This window comes from Tychonema sp. LEGE 07196, from assembly GCF_963890365.1.
In the GTDB taxonomy this organism is placed as follows: Bacteria; Cyanobacteriota; Cyanobacteriia; order Cyanobacteriales; family Microcoleaceae; genus Microcoleus.
Window position 1 is genome coordinate 1 of record NZ_CAWPRX010000092.1, and the last position, 22,268, is coordinate 22,268.

The 22,268-nt window shown below is 47.5% G+C and carries 17 protein-coding genes and 1 pseudogene; 8 read left to right on the forward strand and 10 right to left on the reverse strand.

The window, feature by feature from the left end; genetic code table 11:
* Nucleotides 1–8: 8 nt before the first annotated feature.
* The 5 genes and pseudogenes from AACV78_RS28730 to AACV78_RS11295 all read left to right on the forward strand — a co-directional run.
* Nucleotides 9–929 (forward strand): annotated as a pseudogene (locus AACV78_RS28730) (DUF4347 domain-containing protein); the annotation flags it as partial.
* Nucleotides 930–957: 28 nt separating this feature from the next.
* On the forward strand, nt 958–1,473 hold the full coding sequence (locus tag AACV78_RS28735) for a pentapeptide repeat-containing protein (protein ID WP_228042189.1): 516 nt from the start codon (nt 958–960) through the stop codon (nt 1,471–1,473).
* A complete protein-coding gene (locus AACV78_RS28740; RefSeq protein WP_255513782.1) occupies nt 1,395–3,203 on the forward strand; it encodes a calcium-binding protein in 1,809 nt (602 codons plus the stop codon). Before AACV78_RS28735 ends, AACV78_RS28740 begins: the two co-directional genes overlap by 79 nt.
* A gap of 532 nt (nt 3,204–3,735) precedes the next feature.
* Nucleotides 3,736–4,494 (forward strand): AMIN domain-containing protein, encoded by a 759-nt coding sequence (locus AACV78_RS11290; RefSeq protein ID WP_194008305.1) that lies wholly within the window; start codon nt 3,736–3,738, stop codon nt 4,492–4,494.
* A complete protein-coding gene (locus AACV78_RS11295) occupies nt 4,460–4,615 on the forward strand; it encodes a hypothetical protein (RefSeq protein ID WP_194008306.1) in 156 nt (51 codons plus the stop codon). Before AACV78_RS11290 ends, AACV78_RS11295 begins: the two co-directional genes overlap by 35 nt.
* Nucleotides 4,616–4,808: 193 nt before the next feature.
* Here the strand turns inward: AACV78_RS11295 and AACV78_RS11300 are convergent, their stop codons facing one another.
* Nucleotides 4,809–5,387 (reverse strand): DUF3172 domain-containing protein, encoded by a 579-nt coding sequence (locus AACV78_RS11300; protein ID WP_194008307.1) that lies wholly within the window; start codon nt 5,385–5,387, stop codon nt 4,809–4,811.
* 292 nt (nt 5,388–5,679) lie between these two features.
* Between AACV78_RS11300 and clpS the strand changes: the two genes are divergently transcribed.
* Nucleotides 5,680–5,961: an ATP-dependent Clp protease adapter ClpS gene (gene clpS, locus AACV78_RS11305; RefSeq protein WP_194008308.1), complete on the forward strand. Its 282-nt coding sequence runs from the start codon at nt 5,680–5,682 to the stop codon at nt 5,959–5,961.
* Nucleotides 5,962–6,317: 356 nt separating this feature from the next.
* Here clpS and AACV78_RS11310 read toward each other — a convergent pair whose 3' ends face one another.
* A complete protein-coding gene (locus AACV78_RS11310; RefSeq protein WP_194008309.1) occupies nt 6,318–6,650 on the reverse strand; it encodes an RNA-binding regulator in 333 nt (110 codons plus the stop codon).
* Between the two features lie 279 nt (nt 6,651–6,929).
* A complete protein-coding gene (locus AACV78_RS11315) occupies nt 6,930–8,213 on the reverse strand; it encodes a hypothetical protein (RefSeq protein ID WP_194008310.1) in 1,284 nt (427 codons plus the stop codon).
* 922 nt (nt 8,214–9,135) lie between these two features.
* Between AACV78_RS11315 and AACV78_RS11320 the strand changes: the two genes are divergently transcribed.
* Nucleotides 9,136–10,518: a UDP-N-acetylmuramoyl-tripeptide--D-alanyl-D-alanine ligase gene (locus AACV78_RS11320; RefSeq protein ID WP_194008369.1), complete on the forward strand. Its 1,383-nt coding sequence runs from the start codon at nt 9,136–9,138 to the stop codon at nt 10,516–10,518.
* A 264-nt stretch (nt 10,519–10,782) separates the two neighbouring features.
* Here AACV78_RS11320 and AACV78_RS11325 read toward each other — a convergent pair whose 3' ends face one another.
* The 7 genes from AACV78_RS11325 to cobA all read right to left on the reverse strand — a co-directional run bounded on the left by AACV78_RS11325 (nt 10,783) and on the right by cobA (nt 18,766).
* Nucleotides 10,783–11,427, reverse strand: coding sequence for a Uma2 family endonuclease (locus AACV78_RS11325; RefSeq protein ID WP_194008311.1), 645 nt, complete (start codon nt 11,425–11,427; stop codon nt 10,783–10,785).
* 350 nt (nt 11,428–11,777) lie between these two features.
* A complete protein-coding gene (fusA, locus tag AACV78_RS11330; protein WP_194008312.1) occupies nt 11,778–13,862 on the reverse strand; it encodes an elongation factor G in 2,085 nt (694 codons plus the stop codon).
* A 553-nt stretch (nt 13,863–14,415) separates the two neighbouring features.
* Nucleotides 14,416–14,994 (reverse strand): Uma2 family endonuclease, encoded by a 579-nt coding sequence (locus AACV78_RS11335; protein WP_194008313.1) that lies wholly within the window; start codon nt 14,992–14,994, stop codon nt 14,416–14,418.
* A gap of 87 nt (nt 14,995–15,081) precedes the next feature.
* Entirely contained in the window at nt 15,082–16,272 is a 1,191-nt protein-coding gene (locus tag AACV78_RS11340; RefSeq protein WP_194008314.1) for a tetratricopeptide repeat-containing S1 family peptidase, read from the reverse strand.
* A gap of 224 nt (nt 16,273–16,496) precedes the next feature.
* Nucleotides 16,497–16,889, reverse strand: a complete 393-nt coding sequence (locus tag AACV78_RS11345; RefSeq protein ID WP_194008315.1) for a type II toxin-antitoxin system death-on-curing family toxin — start codon at nt 16,887–16,889, stop codon at nt 16,497–16,499.
* On the reverse strand, nt 16,876–17,067 hold the full coding sequence (locus AACV78_RS11350) for a DUF2281 domain-containing protein (RefSeq protein WP_194008316.1): 192 nt from the start codon (nt 17,065–17,067) through the stop codon (nt 16,876–16,878). The genes AACV78_RS11345 and AACV78_RS11350 overlap by 14 nt, the downstream gene beginning before the upstream one ends.
* A gap of 130 nt (nt 17,068–17,197) precedes the next feature.
* Entirely contained in the window at nt 17,198–18,766 is a 1,569-nt protein-coding gene (cobA, locus tag AACV78_RS11355; protein WP_194008317.1) for a uroporphyrinogen-III C-methyltransferase, read from the reverse strand.
* 286 nt (nt 18,767–19,052) lie between these two features.
* Between cobA and AACV78_RS11360 the strand changes: the two genes are divergently transcribed.
* Nucleotides 19,053–22,244 carry a glycosyltransferase gene (locus tag AACV78_RS11360; RefSeq protein WP_194008318.1) on the forward strand — a complete coding sequence of 1,064 codons (3,192 nt, stop codon included), beginning with the start codon at nt 19,053–19,055 and terminating at the stop codon, nt 22,242–22,244.
* Nucleotides 22,245–22,268 lie beyond the last annotated feature (24 nt).

Consider the following 22,268-nt stretch of genomic DNA (forward strand, 5'->3'; position numbering starts at 1 on the left):
ATGTCACGGTGTCCGACGGCGCAACCTACAACGAAACCACAGGGACGATCGATTTCCCGATCCCGACTTTAGCCAGCGGCAGCAGCCAGAGCCGCACGATCAGATTTGTACCGCCACCGACGCTGACGAGCATCCTCAACGTGGTTTCGAGTACATCGGACACTACAGATCCCAACCCAACCAACAACAACGGCTCGGTCATCGCAGCGCCCGGTGAGCCGGGGGGGCAAGTCATTACGGCGATCGGTGCAGTCGCCGATATTGTCACCCAAAAGACTGCTCCGGCAACCATCGAGGCGGGCGATACGCTGATTTATACCATTACTACTAGCAACAACGGCCCTAGTACCGCGACCAACGTAGTCATCACCGACAGCCTGATTCCCGGCTTAAAAAATGTCACGGTGTCCGACGGCGCAACCTACAACGAAACCACAGGGACGATCGATTTCCCGATCCCGACTTTAGCCAGCGGCAGCAGCCAGAGCCGCACGATCAGATTTGTACCGCCACCGACGCTGACAAGCATCCTCAACGTGGTTTCGAGTACATCGGACACTACAGACCCCAACCCAACCAACAACAACGGCTCGGTCATCGCAGCGCCCGGTGAGCCGGGGGGGCAAGTCATTACGGCGATCGGTGCAGTCGCCGATCTGGTTACAGTCAAGGACGGCTTCACATCGGCTCAGGCAGGCAGTTTGGTGACATATACTATCACTACCTCCAACAATGGGCCGAATGCTGCGGAAAATGTAGTGATTACAGACAGCATCATTCCCGGTTTAAAGATAGTCACCGCATCCAATGACGGCACTTACGATCCAGTGACAGGGATTGTCACCTTCCCAATAATTCCCAGCTTGGCTAGCGGCAGCAACACCGATCGCCAGGTAACATTAGTCGTTCCAGAAACGGGCAGCATCAAAAATACCTCCAAGAGCCGATCGACCACTTTTGACCCAGAACAGACCAACAACAACGGTTCCGAGTCTAGGGCCACTGTCATCACCACCGTCCTGGCGGGGCCAATACCGACTCCGGGGACTCCGACTCCGGGGACTCCGACTCCGGGGACTCCGGGGACTCCAAACCCGAATCCGGGGACTCCGACTCCGGGGACTCCGGGGACTCCGACTCCGGGGACTCCGATTCCGATTCCGACTCCGATTCCGATTCCGATTCCGATTCCGGGCGAGCCGACTCAGACTCCGGGCGCACCTACTCCGGGCGAGCCGACTCAGACTCCGGGGATGCCGACTCCGGGCGAGCCGACTCCGGGCGAGCCGACTCAGACTCCGGGGATGCCGACTCCGGGCGAGCCGACTCCGGGGATGCCGACTCCGGGCGAGCCGACTCCGGGCGCACCGACTCCGGGGATGCCGACTCCGGGGATGCCGACTCCGACTCCTATTTTCGCTGGAGTTCCCGAACCAGATACCGGTTGCGGTTGCGAACCCTTGCCCCTGCTGAGGCCGATCGCATTTGTCCAACCCCAGCCTTCCCCAATACTCAACTTCGAGTCAAGCGCCTCCGCGCTCATTGACATCGAAAACACTGTCTTGGGGACTCCCGGAAACGATTATTTAACAGGAAACGACACTAACGAACTGTTTGTCTCCTTTGAGGGCAACGACACGCTTTTAGGCGAAGGTGGCTCCGATATCTTCTTTGGAGACCAACAGCAAGACTTCATCGCTGCTGGCAGAAACAACGATATCGTTTACGCGGGCAAAGAAAATGATGTGGTGTTCGGAGGCAAACAAGACGATCGCATATTTGGCGATCGCAATTCCGACACATTGTACGGCGATCGCGGTTCCGATACGATCGTCGGGGACAACGGCAACAACATCAACTTGACTGGTAACGACGGCGATCTGATTTTCGGCGGTTCTTCCAGCGACGCCATTGATGGCACTCAAGGTAACGACACTGTTTACGGGGGCAAAGACGCAGACACCGTTTACGGCGGCAAAGAAAACGACCTGATTTGGGGCGACAAGGGCCAGGACAGCCTCTACGGTGACAGCGGAGACGACTCTCTGTTCGGCGGAGTCCAAAACTCCCTAGACGGCGACCCGGAGGGGCAAGATTTTCTGGTTGGAGGCAACGGCCAGGACTTGCTCAACGGCCAAGAGGGCGACGATACTTTGCTAGGCGGTAACGGTCGGGATGTGGTATTTGGAGGAAAAGGGGGCGATCGCATTTTTGGCGAAACCGGCTCGGATACTCTCTATGGCAATAAAGGTTCTGATACGATCGTTGGCGACTATGGCAATCCCCAAGGCAGCATAAATGTTAGCGATGAAGGCGACTTAATTTTCGGCAACGACACCGGCGACATCATTGGTAGCGGTAGCGGTAACGACAGCATTTTTGCCGGCAAAGGTAACGATTTAGCTTACGGTGGCAAAGATAACGACATAATTTGGGGCGAACTCGGTGCTGATACCATTGTCGGCGACGAGGGAGACGATTCCCTTTACGGCGGCGCGGCAAACCAGTTAGTCACCGATGTCAACGGCCGCGACTTGTTGTTTGGGGGAAGTGGTAACGACTATCTCAACGGCGGCGAGAGTTCCGATTCTCTCGGCGGTGGTTTTGGCAACGATACCATTGAGGGCGGCAAGGATGACGATTTAGCCCACGGAGATGCCGGCAGCGACTTGATTTATGGCGATGACGGCAACGATATTTTGTGCGGCGATGATGGCAACGATACCATTTTTGGCGATCGGGGAGAAAACGAGCTAGGCCCGGTGGGTGCAAACGGTCAGCAAGACTGCATCAACGGCGGCAGTGGCGACGACCTTCTCTACGGCAATGAAGGGCAAGATGCCCTTAATGGCAGTGACGGTAACGACACGATTCATGGAGGGAAAGATAGCGACATTCTCAATGGAGGCGCAGGGGATGACTGGCTGTTTGGCGATGGGGGAGAGGATACTTTAATTGGAGGTAGCGGGAGCGATCGTTTTGTGTTAAATAGCAACAGCGGTATCGATACTGTCCTCAATTTTGAAGTAGGAACCGACAAGTTTGTCCTCGCCGACGGCTTAAGTTTTGAGTCTTTGGGAATCAACTCGCGCGATGCCAACGGTTATGTCCTGCAAGTTGCTGCCACTGGGGAGGTTTTGGCTAATGTTTTTGGGCCTAGCAATGCTATTACTGCTCTGGATTTTGTCACTCAACCCAGATAAAACAAAACTCGCAAAAGTTCGTAGCGTAGTAAGAACTTTAGTCCGCAATCCAATAGCGGATTAAGGTTCGAGCGTTCGGAATGCGAGTCCGCAATTCCCAAGCGAATCAAGGATCGAGCGTGAAGACTTTAGTCCGCAATTCCCAAGCGAATCAAGGATCGAGCCTGAAGACTAAAGTCCGCAGTTTAAGAACAAACTGAAGTCCTCACGCTCGATTTTTTTGTATTCCGGTCATCCACAGAATATGATATAATATTTGGTTTGAAAAATGTTGCTACATATAAATCAGAGGCAATATTTATGTAAAAAAACGACCCAGCCTTGTCCGGCGGGAGCTGTGCCCGTGAAAGATCGTTGGTTTACAATCAGCAATTGTAGGAACAGTTTTTCAAGCTTTGTATAACTTCCTATTCCCCAATTACCAATTACCAATTACCAATTAATGTTAAACTTTCAGCGTTAAACCGCGCTTGCTGTTAACAGTTCGATCGCCCGCAATATCTTTACTAAAAAAAATTATCCTTAAACCTACATGATACCCTCACTGTCAGGCTCTGTGTCGATCGCTGCAAATTTAGCCTGCGCCGCCGCCACCACAGTTGCGATCCTGCAAATAACACTCCAACCGGCCAATGCTTCTACAGTCACAAGTTGGAAATTCGATCCAGCCACAAATCAGCTAGAGATTACTCTCCCAGAGGGAACAACTCCCCTATATTCTCTGCTCAACCCGAATCAAATTGCTGTGGATTTGCCTAATACAGAGATCGGAGTGGACGCAACTCAACTATACCAAGGCACAGTGCGTTCTGTAGGCGTGACTCAACTTCGGGCCGGAACCACGAGAATTGTCCTAAATTTGGCTCCCGGAGCAGCTTTCAACGGCGAACAAATTCAATTCCAAAGAATCGGGGTAGAAAATCGCTGGGTGTTGCGTCCCTCTATCGAACCGGCTCAGCTCGTAAAAACTCCCGAAACTCAACTCCCGACTGCAATACCAGTACAGTCAAACCAGCCACCGACAGATTCTAACTCAACTGCTGCAACAGAGGTCGATCGCCCAGAATCTCCTGCTTCCCCGAATTTCCCTACCAATTCTGTACCGATACCAACTACAAATGACCAAATCCGACCGATAACAGTGCCTTTAGTGAGTGTTCGCCTCAATGAACGTTCGGGTGTACGACCTGCGGCTGTACCCAGTCTAAAACCTCAAATTTCGGCAATAGAAGCACCCCAAAAGCGGATACTTACCTTTGGGGAACCGCTTCCGGGCGATCGCCAAAGGTAAGCCGATGCGGGAACAGCCAGTAGCGGCTTTTCCCGCATCGGCTTACTGGCTGGAGCAGCCGCAGGTTTTACCACAACTTACGTCGCTGCTCCCCGTTCAGTTTTCGATCGTAAAAAAGTAAGAAGTTCGAGGGAAAAAGCCAAAAGAAACATCTTGCACCGCTGGTAAAAACTCTCTAAAAATCATCGGCGTCGATCCGCGCATCTGCCACCATCGGCGGTTTCTGTATCGATCAAATATTCAAGCAATTGCTCGTCGAGTGAAGAGAAAAATCTTCCCTTGACTCGACGAGCAAAAACCGCTATATCGGCAATTTAGAAATTTTGACCTTCAACCGCTGGAGCTATCGAACCCGGTTGGTTGAGGAACAGGTTTTTAGCGCCGTCGTTTTGATAGATACAGTTAATTTGCGGTTGACCTTCCAGGGGCCCTGTGAAGCCAAAGGTGTTCATCCGATTTTTGCACTCGCGCACTTGGTTTTGGTCGATCAGTTTTCTTTGTTCGAGAATTGCCCAGTTATTGGTTCGCAGGACGCATCCAGGGCGCATACTCGGCTGCGAAATGTAGACGTTAAAGGGGTTGAGGGTGAGGTAGACGCGCATATCTGTCACCATCGCGCTGGCTCCAAACTGCACGCAAAGTTCTGGGTTCGGGGCGCTGCGATCGATAAATTCGCGCGATGCTACGTTTTCTGGGCTAATTGTAGCTGTGGAGCTAAAGGCGATGCCAATCCCAATTCCTAGAATAAAAACGGCTGTTAAAATCCCTATGGTGGCAGAATTGAGGAAAGAAGGTTTGCCGGACTGAGGTTGACGCCGCGACTGTCCGCCCAATGAGCTGGTGTCTTCGTCTCGGAATGCGTCGTCTCTGTAGGAGTTAGGTTTGCGTTTCATATTATTTAGATTCTGTCTGTTCTGGGGACTCAACAGGTAGTAGTTTTTTATTTTTAACCGATCGGGCTTTTGTCATATTATGGCGTTAATAAGGTGGTGGCTACAGCCTGGGGACACTCCCGCTGCGTCTGGTGTTGGGTTCGCCGCGAGCGGGCGATCGCGAGTACCGCCTTGTCTGATTTTTCAGATTTCAATAAAATAGCTGAAAGTGGGATAGTCTTGCACGGGGGAAGAATCCGGCTCAAGATTATTCACAAATTTTAACATTTTACAAGTCAGGAGGTATAGATTAGTGTCTGTCGAAATTATTGAAAAGCGTTCTACAGTCCGCAAGCTTGCGCCGCGCTACCGGGTTTTGCTGCACAATGATGATTTCAATCCGATGGAATACGTGGTGCAGACTTTGATGGCGACTGTACCGAGTATGACTCAGCCACAGGCTGTGAATGTGATGATGGAAGCCCACACTAACGGGCGGGGACTTGTGATTGTTTGCGCTCTCGAACACGCGGAGTTTTACGCTGAAACGCTTAACAATCACGGATTGAGCAGCAGCATCGAACCTGACGATTAAAACAGTAGAGCCACTTGAAGGGCTTTGTCCGGCAGGTTTTTGACTCATACCCGATACGTTCATACCAAAAAGCCAAGGGTTAGGCCCCTGGCTTTTTGGTATATTACACTTCTTGCTCTCAATCGCAGACAAGATTGAATCATCTGCGTCGATCGATGTTGATCCGCTCGAAATCTGCGGTTAACCGGCTCGATCGAATATTTGTGCAAGAAATCTATTTAATGCGGTCGATCGGGAAACTTGAAGATTAGGGGTAGGGATCGACCAGACTGGAAGTGGTTCGGACGGTGGTTCGGACCTAGATCGGATCGATCGCCTGCTGCTATTCTCAAATCTCTACTCTCGATCTTAGGAAATTAATAACGTCCTCCGCCTCCGCCTCCGCCGCGAGAGAATTTTCCTGGGCCGCCACCGCCCCGGTTGCCGCCGCCCCGGCCGCCTTCATCTTCGCGGGGCTTAGCTTTGTTGACTTTGAGGTCGCGACCCATCCACTCAGCTCCGTCGAGAGCAGCAATCGCTGCATCTTCTTCTGCGTCTGTTGACATTTCTACAAAACCGAAGCCGCGGGGGCGACTGGTTTCCCTGTCGGTAGGTAGATGTACTCGCTTAACGGTTCCGTATTCGGCGAAGACGGTGGTGATGTCTTCTTGGGTAACTTGGTAGGATAAGTTACCGACGTATATCGACATGAGGAATAACTCCAAAAATTAGACAGTGCAAAGAGTTCAGTTTCGGAGAGTTCCCTGCCGATACAGAAGGGCAAGTTTTTAGACAATTCTGTAGCAATGAACAAAGCCTGCAACCGAATCTGATACACTTGGGATTTTAACACAGAATAGCTTCTTTTGAATAGCTTTCAGCAGTTAATTAGGTCTTGATAATTAAACGTAAAGTTTTTAGGGATTTAGAAGACGGGTTTCTCGCCCTGATGTTCGGTCAGTCGCCCGGACAGAAAGTTGTCGTACCTCCTACTGCAGGAAAGATACGTCCACTTTCCCAAAATTGGTACTCAAAGCTAGATTGAGGTTTTCTAGAGCTTTGACTAGCCACACTAGCCCTTCTCGCGTACAAAATTCGTAGTGGCCAAACAAAATTGCCAACCGCTTTTCTAGATAGGGCTTGACTTTGCCACAAATTAGCACGATTTTCAGCAGCAAACCTGTGGTTTGGGTGGCCCCGAGGTTTGAGATCAGGTCGATGAAGACAAAGTGGTTGGGCCGCGCAGGACTCTCTACTACTAAAAAGTTCAATAATTGGCTGCAAGTTCTGATCATTAAAAATTCGTTGAACTGGCGATCGTCGTTGTGGGGAAAGGTATTTTGTAGTTGCTTATACAGTTTTTCGTTAAATTGGCGTTGGCCGTAGCGATCGCCCGCCACAGAAGAAATCAGGTATTCGTACAAGTCGTCTTTAAAGGAGCCGTAGGTCTGGTTTGTGCTGGCGTTCGCCTTGAAGCGACCCGCTAGCTGTCTGTATGTATCAGCTCCTTCTACTTTTCCGACAAATTGCTTGAGAGCAAAGAACAGTTCCGGGTCGCTCAACAAGGTAGGGTTTTTTATAGTTTGTATATCTCTGCCGAAGGAAAGTGAGGTATGACGGCGCGCTACTTGGGCTTTTCTCACTTGGTGAGCGACGTATTGCGAGAGGTCGATTTCAAATTTCTGCTGCTTTTGGGCTTGGATGGTTTTAATGATTTTCTGCTGTTCGTAGGTGCTGTCGTCGCTGAGGAGGCAGTGTTTGTAGAGGTAAGGATACCGGGGAATTAAGGTTCCCAGGGCTAGGGTGGCGGGGGTTTTGGTGTTGCTGCTGTCTTCGTTGTTGTGGGTGATGACTTGGGCTAAGCGTTTGAGGGTTAGGTACTGTTCGCTTTGGGTAAATTGATTTACTAATTGGGGGATCGAGTGAGAAACCCGCGATCGACTGTATTTAGTTAATATTCTGGGGGCTTCCTCAAACACAGCGATCAATTCGGGGATGGCTGCTTGCTTGCTGGGGTATGTTTGCCAGCGGTTGATCGGAATATGGCAGCAGCGGTTGAGGATGTACTTAAATTCTTGTTGGGCGTATTTTGAGGCTGCTATTTTTTCGAGTGCTTCGACGACGGCGCGATCGGGATATCCGATACCGTGGATAAACAAAGTACGAAATCGGCTGATGAGTTCGGCCGGCTGCTCTACTTGTACCAACTCTAGCAAGTGGTTGTAAAGTAACTGTTTTTCTTCTTCGTGGCTTTGTCTGTTGTAGTCGTTCACCGTGGATTAACCCTCCGAGGATTTGATACGAGCTTGCAGCGCCCTGGGCACAGATGAATTTTGGCAGAGTCGAGCACCACAATTGAGCCAACCTAGCTTTTCCTCGGACGGGGCGCGAGGGGCGAAAGCGGTCAGCACAGACAGTCGATCAATGTTCTTTGCTTAATTAAACTATTTACCAACACCAGCATTACATGAATTGTTGACAATCAGCAAGGCCTAAAATCACCATATTTTTTGTAAAGTGTTGGTAAAAATGCGGGAGCATCTCAGTTTTGTATTTATAGTGCGAGCTTAATATTTCCCACGGCGGATATATCCGCAAGCTAGGCGGGACAGCACGGCGTGAAAACAAGACTTTTTGCAAACGCGAGATGCTCCCTAAAAATGTGGGTTGGTTCGAGCGGATTTATGGGTAAGCGGAGGATTTAGTATGAGAATTTTTACTGTCAGATCGTGTCCGGTAGATTACCAGAATAAAAACGGATCTGTGTGGAATGCAAGTCCGCAACAAGCTGGCCTTACATCCACACGTATATTTACTTATTGCGGTCGATCGACCGTAGATATCAATCCTAATCGGCCGCCCTCTGTAATAAGGTTTATCTCAATTGTCTATGGTGATTGAGGGGAAGAGGGGGAGAGAAATCCTTCGACTTCGCGATCGGGTAAAGAGAGAGGGGAGAAGATTTTTGATCGATCGTCAAAATATACAATTTAAAGGCAGTACAGCTTACCCTTTTCGATTGGGGCATTAGGGATGTTGCATTAAAAAATTGGAAATGACTGATAACTGCTAGGGTTGAGATCAGGGACTCGATCGGTTGAATTCTTTGATTGAAGCTGGTTTGAGTTGAATTTGAGGTCAAGCGAGGTAGGATTAACTGTGAAAATAATTATTTGAAATGTGAGTGCTGCTAATATGGTCTGTCGCGTAAGTATCGCCCGACTTGCTGAAATTTTAAATGTACCTTTACCTGCCGTGTCTGAGGACATTTTGACAGTTGTAGGGACAGGTATTGCCACGGATACGCGCACTCTTGAGGGTGGCGAAGTATTTTTGGCGCTGCGGGGAGACAATTTTGACGGGCATAAATTTGTGGCTAAAGCCCGGGATTTGGGGGCGATTGCGGCGGTGGTCGATCGCGATTGGCAAGAAGAAATTGCTAATTTTCCGCTGTTGCGCGTTGACGATACTTTAAAAGCTTACCAGACGATCGCCCGTTGGTGGCGCGACCAGTTCAGTATACCTATAGTTGCTGTTACAGGTTCTGTCGGTAAAACTACTGCTAAAGAGTTAATTGCGGCAGTTTTATCAACCAGGGGAAATGTACTTAAAACTCAATATAACTACAACAATGAAATTGGAGTCCCAAAAACTCTATTGGAGCTTTCGCCGTCACACAATTATGCTGTAATTGAAATGGGAATGCGCGGGCGGGGCGAAATTGCCCTGCTATCGCAAATTGCGCGTCCTACTGTGGCGGTAATTACTAACACTGGAACGGCGCATATCGGGCGACTGGGTTCGGAAGATGCGATCGCAATCGCTAAGTGCGAACTGTTAGCCGAAATGCCTGCTGATAGCATTGCTATTCTCAATCACGATTCTGACAGATTAATCCCAACTGCGGCGCTTTTTTGGCATGGAAAAACTTTAACCTACGGTTTAGAAGGCGGGGAATTGTGCGGGGAATTGCTAGGTAATGATACCATTTCTGTAGAAGGTATGCAACTGCCGCTGCCGCTAGCTGGACGGCACAATGCTGTAAATTATTTGGCTGCTTTGGCTGTAGCAAAAGTGTTAGATATTGATTGGGAAGTGTTACAGCAAGGTTTGTCGGTGGAGTTACCGGATGGAAGGGCGCGCCGCTACGATTTACCCGATGATATTGTGATTCTTGACGAGACTTACAATGCTGGTTTGGAGTCGATGTTAGCGGCTTTGAGGTTGTTAGCGGATACTCCGGGAAAGCGCCGGATTGCGGTGTTGGGTACGATGAAGGAATTGGGCGACAGGGCGATCGAATTTCACCGACAAGTGGGAAAAGCGGCGCGAGATTTAAAGCTTGATGCTTTGTTTGTGTTTGCGGATTTTGAGGAAGCGGCGGCGATGGCTGCGGGTGCGGCTGGTTTGCCTTTTGTGGAGGTTGGAGATATTACGGCGCAAAATGGGCGGGAAGATTTAGCAAAGCAGTTGTTGGGATTTGTGGAAAAGGGCGATCGTATTTTATTTAAAGCTTCTCATTCGGTGGGATTGAATCGAGTTGTGGAGAAGTTTCGCGCGGAACTTGCTGGCGAATAAATGTTAATTTGGTTCGAGCGCAATTTTTGTAAGGGCGGGTTCACCAACAATACCTACCAATAATTGACAATCCCAAAAACCCGCCCCGACCGGGATATTATGGTTAATTGGTCGGACATGATATCATGTCCGCTGGAGCGATCGCAATCAAATAGGTTCGCAGTCAAAACTAAAGTCCTCATAAAAATTTGAGGACTGAAGTTATCACTACAAATTTATGTGTTACCCAACAGCTTCTTATACCAAAAGTACGATCGCCCTGCTTCACTCTCCTGACTGAATTTGACTCCTCACCCACTCCCGGAACAACCGCAGCAAAGCCTTTTCTTTTGTAGTCTTTTTCAGTTCCAAAAACCTGAGCATTTCAGACTTCGACAGAAAAGGAAAGGTTGGAGAAACCTCGCACTCTGCGTATTCATTGCCTTCTAACTGATAGATGATTAAACGCTTGCCATCGTAGCGCCAAACTTCAGGTACGCCCAAACTTGCGTAAAGTTCGAGACGATCGATCGAACTGCTGGTAATGTCAATTTCAATAGCTAAATCTGGTGGTGGGTCTTCATTGAGATCGATTTGTTCTTTATTCCAGACAACATCTTCATTCTGAATGTAGTAACATTTATCAGGTTCTAACCCTCGTGCCAAATCTTGGCGCTTGCAGGTTAGTGAACCCATGCTGCAAATGTCAAGATTTAATTCATCGGTTAGAAGTTCCACAAAGTTTCCTAACAGTTCTCCAGATTTTTCGTGGGGTGCTGATGGAGTCATAATTTCTAAATTTCCGCGATCGTAAGTCAGGCGAATTCCCGGCTGTTCGGCGAGTTCGTTTACCAGAGATTCATAAGTCTGCCAACTAATATTTTTCAGCAGAAATCCGGCTTTTGGGGTTTGAATCAGGGTGGCTGTCATGGCTACCTGCCTGGGTCTTAAATTATTAGTTGTATTTTAGCAAATATAAATTTTCGATCGATCGCGAAACCGCAGATTAACGCAAATCAACGCAGATAATTTTAACTGTTTTGGACGCACCAAGATAGCCAGAAACCGGGTTTTTAGCTAATCTCGTCGCTGTGGCGAAGGATGTGAAAAAAAACAGGTTTCTGGCTCCTGGCGAGTAAATCAAAGAAACCGGGTTTTTAGCCAATCTCGTCGCTGTGGCGAAGGATGTGGAAAAAACCCGGTTTCTGGCTATCTTTTCGTGGAGTGCGATCGATCTATTCGTAGGCGCAAGCCGGGGCGAAGCCATCGCACTTAATACACTACTTCGCAGCTTGACGCTCTTTTGCCGCCTTGATCACTTCTTCCGCGATGTTGCTTGGACAAGGAGAATAGTGGGAGAACGACATGGAGAATTGTCCGCGCCCAGATGTCATGGTACGCAAGTCGCTAATGTAGCCAAACATTTCGCTCAACGGCACATCTGCCTTGATCCGCGCTCCTGTCTGACTTGTCTCCTGAGCTTTCATCATCCCGCGGCGGCGGTTGAGGTCGCCGATTACGTCGCCCATGTAATCATCTGGAGTGAATACATCGACATTCATAATCGGTTCCAGCAACTGAGGGCCTGCTTTGGGGATTGATTGACGATAGGCTGCTTTGGCAGCAATTTCAAAGGCCATCGCTGAAGAGTCAACCGGGTGGAAACCTCCATCCAGCAAGGTGAATTTCAAGTCTAAGCAAGGGAATCCAGCTAAGACGCCTTTATCGACGCAGCTTTCAAAGCCTTTTTCGACTGCCGGCCAATATTCTCTCGGTACACTACCACCAGTCACTTTTGACTCGAATATGAAGCCACTTCCAGGCTCACCAGGCTCGATCACGTAGCCGATTTTGGCGAATTGACCGGAACCACCTGATTGCTTTTTGTGGGTGTAATCGTCTTCGAGGCGCTTGGTAATCGACTCGCGGTAGGCTACTTGCGGTTCGCCAACTTCTACTTCGACGCCGTGGGTGCGCTTGAGAATGTCTACTTTGATGTCGAGGTGTAACTCGCCCATCCCTTTGAGAATCATTTCGCCGCTTTCTTGATCCGTCACCATGTGGAAGGATGGATCTTCTTGCACCATCTTGGTGAGGGCTGCTCCCATTTTTTCTTCGCCGCCTTTCACCTTCGGTCTGACCGAAATCGAAATAACGGGATCGGGGAATACCATCGGCTCTAGGGTGGCGGGATTTTTGGGGTCGCAGAGGGTGTGTCCGGTGCGGACGTTTTTCATGCCGACGATTGCCACAATGTCGCCTGCTTGCGCGGATTCAATTTCTTCGCGAGAGTTGGCGTGCATTTCTACCAAACGGCTGATGCGCTCGGTTTTGCCTGTGGCGGTGTTGAGTACGGTGTCGCCTTTAGACAGCTTACCGGAGTACAGGCGCGTGAAGGTTAGAGCACCGTAGCGATCGTCCATGATCTTAAACGCCAGTGCCCGCAACGGTCTGTCTGGATCGACGATCGCAAACTCGCCGGTTTCTTCGCCATCGAGATCGACTTCTGGCTGCGGTGCAACTTCCATCGGGTTTGGCAGATAGTCAACCACGGCATCCAGTACCAACTGCACGCCTTTGTTTTTAAACGATGAGCCGCAGTAGGTGGGGAAAAATGCCCGATCGCGAGTACCTTTGCGAATACAGCGCTTGAGGTCGTCAATACTCGGTTCGTTGCCTTCGAGATATTGTTCCATCAGAGCGTCGTCTTGCTCGACGGCGAGTTCGATCAACTGTTCGCGATATTTCTCGACATCATCGACCATATCGGCCGGAACTTCCTCGATTGTGTAGTTCAGCGGGTCGCCGGAGTCATCCCAGATCCAGGCTTTGCGGGTCAGCAAATCGACTACGCCGCAAAACTTTTCTTCGATGCCGATCGGCAATACCATCACCATCGGTTTAGCTGCGAGGATTGTATCTACTTGCTTGACAACGCGGTAAAAATCTGCGCCGGTGCGATCGAGCTTGTTGATGTAGACGACGCGAGCGACTTTGGAATCGTTAGCGTAGCGCCAGTTTGTTTCCGATTGCGGTTCAACTCCACCGGAACCGCAGAATACACCGATGCCACCATCGAGCACTTTCAGGGAACGGTAAACCTCGATCGTGAAATCGACGTGTCCGGGGGTATCGATGACGTTGAGTTGATGGTTGTTCCAGAAGCAAGTGGTAGCAGCGGATTGAATCGTAATACCGCGCTCTTGTTCCTGTTCCATGAAGTCAGTCGTCGCCGCGCCGTCGTGAACTTCACCTGTTTTGTGGATTTTGCCTGTCAGTTTCAGGATTCTTTCAGTTGTGGTGGTCTTGCCAGCATCTACGTGGGCGAAGATGCCGATATTTCGATAAAGAGTGAGATCTTTCATAATTACTGTTGAGATTAAATGCGACGAACCGTCGGCGACCACCTGCAAGCGTGACAAGCGAGGAATCAATGTTGCCTTTGGGGCCATTACAGGCTAGATTTCTTTTCCCCTGTTTCTGGCATACCTATCTTAATTTTGACACTTTTGAGTCATTCCTGCGAAGCATTCTTGGGTGATTGACTGCTGGCCGGACTTTGACGCGGGTGATTCTTGACAGTTTGACGGGATGCGCTACCAGAGTGGCGTTACCTTCCCTCGCTGTCTGCAAGCGATTCGCGGGAGAGCATCTGTGTTTGGCATGGATAGTGCTTGCTGGTAGTGCTCTGAAAAAAAAATACGGTAGTGGTGCATATAGCCTTTCTCAAAAAGGGGAGGTACAGGTTTAGGTTTTAGATACTTCGACTCCCTTCGACTCCCTTCGACTTCGCTGTTCGGGCAAGACGCTGGCTCACAAGTCGCGATCGTACAAGTTTTAGATTTTAGATTGGGGGATTGAGGGATTGATGGCTCTATCGATTGATGCCTCATCTTTATGCTCTATCGTTAAATTATACTAATTCCAAATCTTTTGCAAATTGAGAACAAAACCCGGCAAAACATCTTCCCCAGAAAGGGTTTGAGGAGATTGCAATATTTCTACACTTCTACCGAGGCGGTAAATTTCAACTTCCCGTTTTTTGCGGTTAATCAACCAACCCAAACGGCAGCCGTTTTCTATATATTCTTGCATTTTTTCTTGAGTCTTTTTCAAGCTGTCGCTGGGCGATACTAATTCAATGACAAAATCGGGACAAAGCGGGATAAATTTTTCTCTTTGTTCGGGTGTTAAAGCTTGCCAGCGAGATTTTTCTACCCAAGAAGCATCGGGAGAGCGATCGGCTTTGTTGGGCAGGGTAAATCCTGTGGAGGAATCAAACACTTCGCCGAGTTCGGTTTGTTCGTTCCAAATTCCCACCTGTAAGTTAAGTTTTGAGTTGCGTTTACCTGTTTCTCCTCCGGTTGGCGGCATGGCGATTAATTCTCCGTTGGCGCTGCGTTCTAATTTTAAATCGGGGTTTAATTCGCACAGTTGGTAGAACTGTTCGGAAGTTAGTTTGATTATGGAGTTGAGGTTTAAGGTGATAGCAGTCATTATTATTTACCTGCTGTTTGTATAAACTTGATTAAGAATTAAAAATGAAACATCCCATTTTTAATTCTTAATTCTTAACTTCTAATTTTACTGCAATTGTTTGATTCTGTTGAGCGCATCTTGATAGGCGCTGGTTCTCCCGCCTTGTTTGTAAAGTTCTGCTGCTTTTTGAAAGTCGGCAATTGCTTTTGGTTTGTCTTCTGTTTCCAGGTAAGCTAAAGCTCGGTTGTAGTAAGCGTCGGCAAAACCGGGATTGGCTGCGATCGCCTGCGTGTATGCTTCAATAGCAGTGGAACCGCGCGTGGTTTCGGATTGGGGCAAGCCGGAAGTGATGAAAGTGCGGGCATTACCGATATTAAAATACAATTCTGGGGTATATTTTGGCTTGAAAGCCAGTGCTCTGTTGAAATCGGCGATCGCCTCCCAAGCATCTCCTTGATCTAACCGCGAAAGTCCTCGAAAATAATAGGCTTGGGCATCTTGCGGATTGGCGGTGGATACCGGGCCGGTAGTTGCGGGAGTATTGTCTACTTTCAACTCAGATTTGTTCATTCCCGCCGCCACTAACTTCGCGATAAATGTATTGATGGGAACTGCTGCATTAAATCCGGTTTTGATCGGGGCGACTTCGCCGGAACTGGTTTGGGCAAAACCGAATTCGCCTTGTCCGTGCAAACCGATGACTCGGGCTTCGGAGTCGAAAACTGGCCCGCCGCTCATACCGCTCCAAGTTACTGCCTGATACCGCAAATTGTAACCTTCGGGGCGGTTGTGCGGGCGGCTGGTCACGAGTCCGGGAGAGAGTTCTGGTTCTCTTTCTGCGCCGAAGAGTCCGCCCGTAGCGGGATAGCCGTAAACGTAGATTTGACTGCCGATGACGGCTAGATCGGAATCTGCGATCGTCGCGACTGGATATTCTTCGGGACTTTCAAATTTGACTACTGCTAAATCTGGATCTGTGGCTGCTGTTTGCAAGCGGGTGACTGCGGTTGCTTGATAGTTTTTGCCGATCGAGGTGCGAACGGTATATTTAACGTCTGCTTTTTCTACAACGTGGTTGACTGTTAAAACTGTGTAAGTTTTGCCTGTTTTGGCAATAATTACGCCTGAACCGTCTCCTAGGGAACTGTTAATTTGTACTGTCAGCGGCCCGGCAATGTTGGCGACTTCTTGGGCTGTTTTGGCGATCGCGGGCTGGCTGATGACTATGGTTAAGGCTGCGGTAGTTCCTGCTAGCACGCTGCTTAAGGTGTCGAAACGAGAAAAATATTTATTCATGGTATTGGGAATTTGTAGTTGGGTAGCGGGAGTTGGTGGCGGTTGGCGATTTTTGTTTTTTTGTTTTTAGTTGGATTAGTGGGTTGACGCTCGTGCGATCGGCTTTGTTCTTTAGTGATAATTTTACTCGCTTTTTTGTTCCGCAATTCCCCGATTTCGGCCCCGGACACGCCTTTGCCGTTTCCCTACAGATGCTAGCTGGCGCACGATGCCCATCCTACTTATTAAAACGCAACAATACATGACTCAAACTCAGTGCTTAGTTCTTCTTTCGTCATTGTTCCCCGTGCGACTTCCATGACCAAATTATATGCTCGATCGTCCGTTAAATTTAGAGCGCAACCATTCAATCGCAAAAAGGTATCTGCCACAGCAAAAGCCGTTCTCTTATTGCCGTCCATAAATGGATGATTCATCGCTAGATGGTAGAGATAGGCGGCAGCTTGTTCGCTAATTGTTGGATGCAAAAGTTGACCGCCAAAAGTTGCTTGAGGTTGAGCCAAAGCTGACTCTAACAAGCCTTCATCTCTAACCCCGGAAGTGCCACCAAAGCTAGAAATTTGGTCTTCATGAAGTTCTAGGACTTCATCTATCGAGATAAATCTAGGAGTTTGCAAGACGACGGTAAACCTCCTCTCGTTCTTTTTTAGATGCTAAGTAAGCATTCCAAACATCACTTTTTTCTGACTTTACAGGGTGTTTTGCCTTGAGGGCTAGTACAAAATCCAGAACTTCTTTCAACATGGGTTCTGGTACTCGATCGAGTTCTTGAAGAAGTTGGTCTTTTGCGCTCATGTTTCCTCCTAGTTATTTTATTATTTTACAACCCGCAGATTAGATAATCAATGGCTGAGTAAAACTCGGCGGTTGAAACTGCGTCTATACAAACGAATTCAGCCTCCGCCGACTGCAGGTTAGAGCAAACTTACAAAGTTTGATATTTTGTGGCCCATTGGACGATCGCCTCAGTCAGCCCGTCTAACGTATATTCTGTGGCTTCTACGTCTACTTTACCCAATAATTTCAGGCAGCTTTTGGACGTTTCTGGCCCGATCGAGGCGATGCAAACATTTTCTAACCAATCCTCAGATAAAGACAATTCTGGGTTTTTATCTATGAGATTGCAAAAGTTATGCACGGTTTTGGAACTGGCAAAGGTTATGATATTTACGGCTTGATTTTGAAGTGCTGCTAGGGCGATCGGAGCGATTGTTTCGGGACAGCAAGATTGGTAAGCTGGTACTTCGATTACTTGCGCTCCTTTGGCGGTGAATTCTTTGACTAAAACTTCTCTGCCGCCGCTTTCTACTCTGGGAAATAGAATCTTGCAGTTTTGCAAGTTATCGGGGAAGTTTTCTATTAGGGAGTCGGCGACGAAGTTGGGGGGAATAAAGTCTGGTTGTAGAGAGTGCGATCGCAAACTTTCTGCTGTTTTTTTGCCTACTACTGCGATTTTAATGCCAGACAAGCTGCGCGCGTCTTTGCCTTTTGCTTGCAATCTTTCAAAAAACCAGTCTACAGCGTTGTGGGATGTGAGAATTAACCAATGAAAGCTTGACAATTGTGCGATCGCCCTGTCTAATGGTTCCCAAGTGGACGGCGCGCTAATTACCAAGGCGGGCATTTCGATCGCGCGGGCTCCTAGTTGCTGGAGTCGATCGCTAAATTGATTGGACTGGGAAGCTGCGCGGGTGACTAAAATCGTTTTTCCGGCTAGCTGCTGGCTGTTGTTAGAAATGACTGGTGTAACGCTCATGTTTGTGTTTTCCGATCCGATTAAATATTCGCGCAATCTGACTACTTCTCCAATGACGATCGCGCAAGGCGATAGAGATTGACCTGCTGTTTGCTGTACGATGTTGAACAGAGTTCCGATCCAGATTTTCTGTTCGGGGCGGCTGCAATCTCGGATAATGGCGATCGGTGTTTCGGGCGATCGCCCGTGTTTTTGCAATTGCCAAATTATCTCGCTTAAATTGCGTCCTCCCATCAATATTACCAAAGTTTCAATCCGCACTAATGCTTCCCATTCTAAAGCATCTGTTTCGTGGGCGCTCATCACTGCAAAACAGCGGCTCATCACCGGATCTGTGAGGGGAATTCCTGCTAGCATTGGTGCGGCTAATGCGGATGAAATTCCGGGTACTACTTCAAACTCGCAGCCTGCTGTTATCAATGCTTGAATTTCGGAACTGGAGCGACCAAAAATAAACGGATCGCCGCTTTTGAGGCGCACTACTTGTTTGCCTAACTTGCACTGTTCTACCAGCAAGCGGTTGATTTCTTGCTGCTGGGTGGAAGGTTTTCCGCCACGTTTCCCAACTTCGATTTTCCGACAAGTTACGGGGATTAATTCGAGTTGTGGGATGTCGATGAGAGCGTCGTAGATTAAAACTTCGGCTTGGGATAGCAGTTTGTGCGATCGCACTGTCATCAAGTCACAATCTCCGGGCCCCGCGCCGACTAGATAAACTTTTCCTTTTGGGTTTTTCATAAGTCATCCTCGATAGTATAATTTAAGTCATTAGTCATTAGTCATTAGTCATTAGTCATTAGTCATTAGTCATCTTGCCCGCTCGCGAAGTCGAAGGGTAGTCATTAGTCATGTTTTGCTGTCCTCCCCGAGCTTTCCGTCCAACGTTATCAGGAAAAAGGAAGAAGGAAGAAGGAGCAACCATCAAATAACAAATAACAAATAACAAATAACTAATGCCCAATGCCCTGTTTGACCAATGCCCAATTCCCTGTTTGGCTAATTCCTAACCAAAAATCCTATATTTATGCAGATTATCATCATCACGGCCGCCGATGCAAATTACTTTGAGCTGGTGCGAGGCACTATTTTATCGGTGCGGGAAAAATCAGAGGGTGCAAATGTGGCGATCGGCTTTTTCGATCTCGGCTGCACTTCCCAACAGTTGCAGTGGCTGGAAACACAAGTTAATATCATTAAAAAACCCGATTGGGACTTTGACTTTCCCGGCAGAAATGAAGCTCCAGAACATTTAAAAGGATTATTAGTTAGACCTTGTTTGCGAAAATACTTTCCCAATTTTGATATATACCTTTGGATAGATGCGGATGCTTGGGTTCAAGACTGGAGAGCAATTAATTTGTTAGTTGAAGGAGCCTCGCGCCGGGGACTGGCAATTGTTCCCGAAGTTCACAGGGCGAGCTTGCAGCAGTACGGACAACTTCCTCAATTTTGGTCGTGGGTTTATCAACAATATGAAGCTAACTTTGGTGAAAAAATTGCTAAGAAATTCTACAGTTATCCGATATTAAATGCCGGAGTTTTTGCACTACGAAAAGATGCTTTACACTGGGAAGCCTGGGCTGATAAACTCCATCAAGGATTGCAAAAATCCGGCTGTGTCATGACAGATCAATTTGCCCTCAACCTCGCTGTTTACAGTGGCGAATTGTTCAATCTCACTGAAATGCTGCCAGCTTGGTGCAATTGGATATTCAACGGTTTGCCCGTCTGGGACAAGCAGCGAGCCTGTTTTGTGGAGCCGTACTTGCCGCACGGGGCGATCGGCATTTTGCATTTAGCGGGACGCCAGCAGTTTGACCGAGTACAATTGACTGCAACTGACGGCGACCTACTGGAAATCAGCGTCCGTTACCAATCTAAAAAACAGCAAAAAATGACAGAAAAACCACCTGTAATCAGCACAAATAATGTATTACATCGCGCCGATTACGTCTCCCCAGGTTTCCAAATAATTAGACCAGACTGCTATTTCCCTAATATGATTTTGACCGATCCAAATACGAGTGACTGGCCTTATTTACGCCGGGAAATTCCGCATAATTGGTATGCAGACAAGCGCTATCCATTCATCGGATTTTTGAATCGCGACGAAGCACACATCCTTTACAATACAGCCCTGCAATTTTCGGGTAAAAAAGCTTTAGAAATAGGTTGCTGGCTGGGATGGTCTGCCTGTCATTTAGCCCTAGCAGGAGTTGAATTAGATGTCGTCGATCCGCTGTTAGAAAGAGACGACATCAGACAAAGCGTCATAGATTCAATTCAAGGAGCTCTCAATGCGTCGGGAGTTCAAACTACCGTCGAGCTAATACCCGGTTACAGCCCCCAACGAGTAGAAGAATTTGCCACTCAATTCAACCGCCAATGGTCGTTAATTTTTATTGACGGAGAACACGGAGGTGATGGGCCATTAAATGATGCAATTGCTTGCGAAAAATTGGCAGAAAAAGATGCAATAATTTTATTTCATGACTTAGCTGCTCCCGATGTGGCTAAAGGTTTAGATTACTTGAAACAAAAGGGATGGCATACTCTAATTTATCAAACAATGCAAATTATGGGTGCTGCTTGGCGGGGCAATGTCGAGCCTGCAAAACATCAACCAGATCCCAATATTTCCTGGGAGTTGCCAGCACATTTGCAAGGCTATGATGTTAGTGGAAATTCTCAAATCTCCACCGAAATTATTCAAAATCAACCGTCATTTTATACAAGAAGTTTTTACGAATTAATCGGACAAGGTACTCGTAGTTCAGCTCAAGAAATTATTGCTTTATTGTTAGAATTGATGCAACCAGTCAAGCCACAAAGTGTTGTAGATGTTGGTTGCGGTACGGGAAGCTGGTTAGCCACTTGTCAAAAGTTGGGAATTGCTGACTGTTTGGGAATAGATGGCGATTATGTCGATCGCACTCTGTTAGAAATTCCCTTAAATCAGTTCAAGTCTTACGACTTAAAGCAACCGCTGCAAGTAGAAAGAAAATTTGACTTGGCAATTTCTCTGGAAGTTGCGGAACACTTACCCAGTACCTGTGCAGAAAACTTGGTTAATTCTCTAACTAAACTAGCACCGATAATTCTGTTTTCGGCGGCAATACCATTTCAAGGCGGTGTCGAACACGTTAACGAACAGTGGCCGCAATATTGGGCTTATTACTTTCAACAAAACGGTTTTGCAGTCATTGACTGCTTGAGAAAAAAAATATGGAACAATGAAAAAGTCGAGCCTTGGTATGCTCAGAATATCTTAGTTTTTGTGAAAGAAGAACACTTGTCGAGATATCCGAGGTTAGTGAAGGAGTATCAAAATACCGATCTGAATCAATTGGCGATCGTTCATCCAAAGATTTATTTTGACAGCTTACAAGTGGCTAGAAATTCTAGCGAGAATTCACACTCAAACCATCCACAAAGTGTAAAGCAAGTCGCAGCTTCGCCGCAGCTTGCAAGTCAACCTTTGATATCTGTGATTATTCCCTGTTACAATCAATCTCATTTTTTACCGCAAGCAGTAACTAGCGTTATCAACCAAACTTACAAAAATTGGGAAATAATCATTATCAATGATGGCAGTTTAGATACTACTAGCACAGTCGCCAAACAATTGATAGCAGCCAATCCCCAGTATCAAATTAGGCTAATAGAACAAGCTAATCAAGGGATATCAATAGCTAGAAATACTGGCATATCGGCCGGCAACGGCGAATACATAATGCCCTTAGATGCCGATGATATTTTAGCTCCCAATGCCTTGATTTGTCTTTTAGAAATATGTCTAAAATCACAAGTACCTTGCATAGCATTTGGTTCTTATCAACTTTTTGGCGGCAATGAAAATCACACCATACCCAGTTATGATTTATATTCACCAAAAAACATCAAACAATCTAATATGATTTGCACGTCTTCATTGTATCACAAATCAGTTTGGAATTTGGTCAACGGTTACAAAGCAGAGATGAAAGAAGGTTATGAGGATTGGGAATTTTGGGTTAATTGTCACAAACATAGTATTCCTTTTTGGGGAACGAGAGAAATAGTTCTTAATTATCGTCACGTTCATGGTTCTAGAAATCAAAAAGCTCAACCATACCATGATAAATTGGTAGCACAAATTGTTTCTTACAATCCAGAACTATACGATATTGAAAGTGTAAATAGTGCTAACAAACTATTGGATTCAAGGGTAAATTAATCTTTTTTATAAAAACTAAAGTCT

Coding starts and splice junctions, on each gene's coding strand:
- AACV78_RS28740 (WP_255513782.1), top strand. CDS start 1,395: ATGCCGACTCCGACTCCTATTTTCGCTGGAGTTCCCGAACCAGATACC.
- AACV78_RS11290 (WP_194008305.1), top strand. CDS start 3,736: ATGATACCCTCACTGTCAGGCTCTGTGTCGATCGCTGCAAATTTAGCC.
- AACV78_RS11300 (WP_194008307.1), bottom strand. CDS start 5,387: ATGAAACGCAAACCTAACTCCTACAGAGACGACGCATTCCGAGACGAA.
- AACV78_RS11310 (WP_194008309.1), bottom strand. CDS start 6,650: ATGTCGATATACGTCGGTAACTTATCCTACCAAGTTACCCAAGAAGAC.
- AACV78_RS11320 (WP_194008369.1), top strand. CDS start 9,136: ATGGTCTGTCGCGTAAGTATCGCCCGACTTGCTGAAATTTTAAATGTA.
- AACV78_RS11325 (WP_194008311.1), bottom strand. CDS start 11,427: ATGACAGCCACCCTGATTCAAACCCCAAAAGCCGGATTTCTGCTGAAA.
- fusA (WP_194008312.1), bottom strand. CDS start 13,862: ATGAAAGATCTCACTCTTTATCGAAATATCGGCATCTTCGCCCACGTA.
- AACV78_RS11335 (WP_194008313.1), bottom strand. CDS start 14,994: ATGACTGCTATCACCTTAAACCTCAACTCCATAATCAAACTAACTTCC.
- AACV78_RS11340 (WP_194008314.1), bottom strand. CDS start 16,272: ATGAATAAATATTTTTCTCGTTTCGACACCTTAAGCAGCGTGCTAGCA.
- AACV78_RS11350 (WP_194008316.1), bottom strand. CDS start 17,067: ATGAGCGCAAAAGACCAACTTCTTCAAGAACTCGATCGAGTACCAGAA.
- cobA (WP_194008317.1), bottom strand. CDS start 18,766: ATGAAAAACCCAAAAGGAAAAGTTTATCTAGTCGGCGCGGGGCCCGGA.
- AACV78_RS11360 (WP_194008318.1), top strand. CDS start 19,053: ATGCAGATTATCATCATCACGGCCGCCGATGCAAATTACTTTGAGCTG.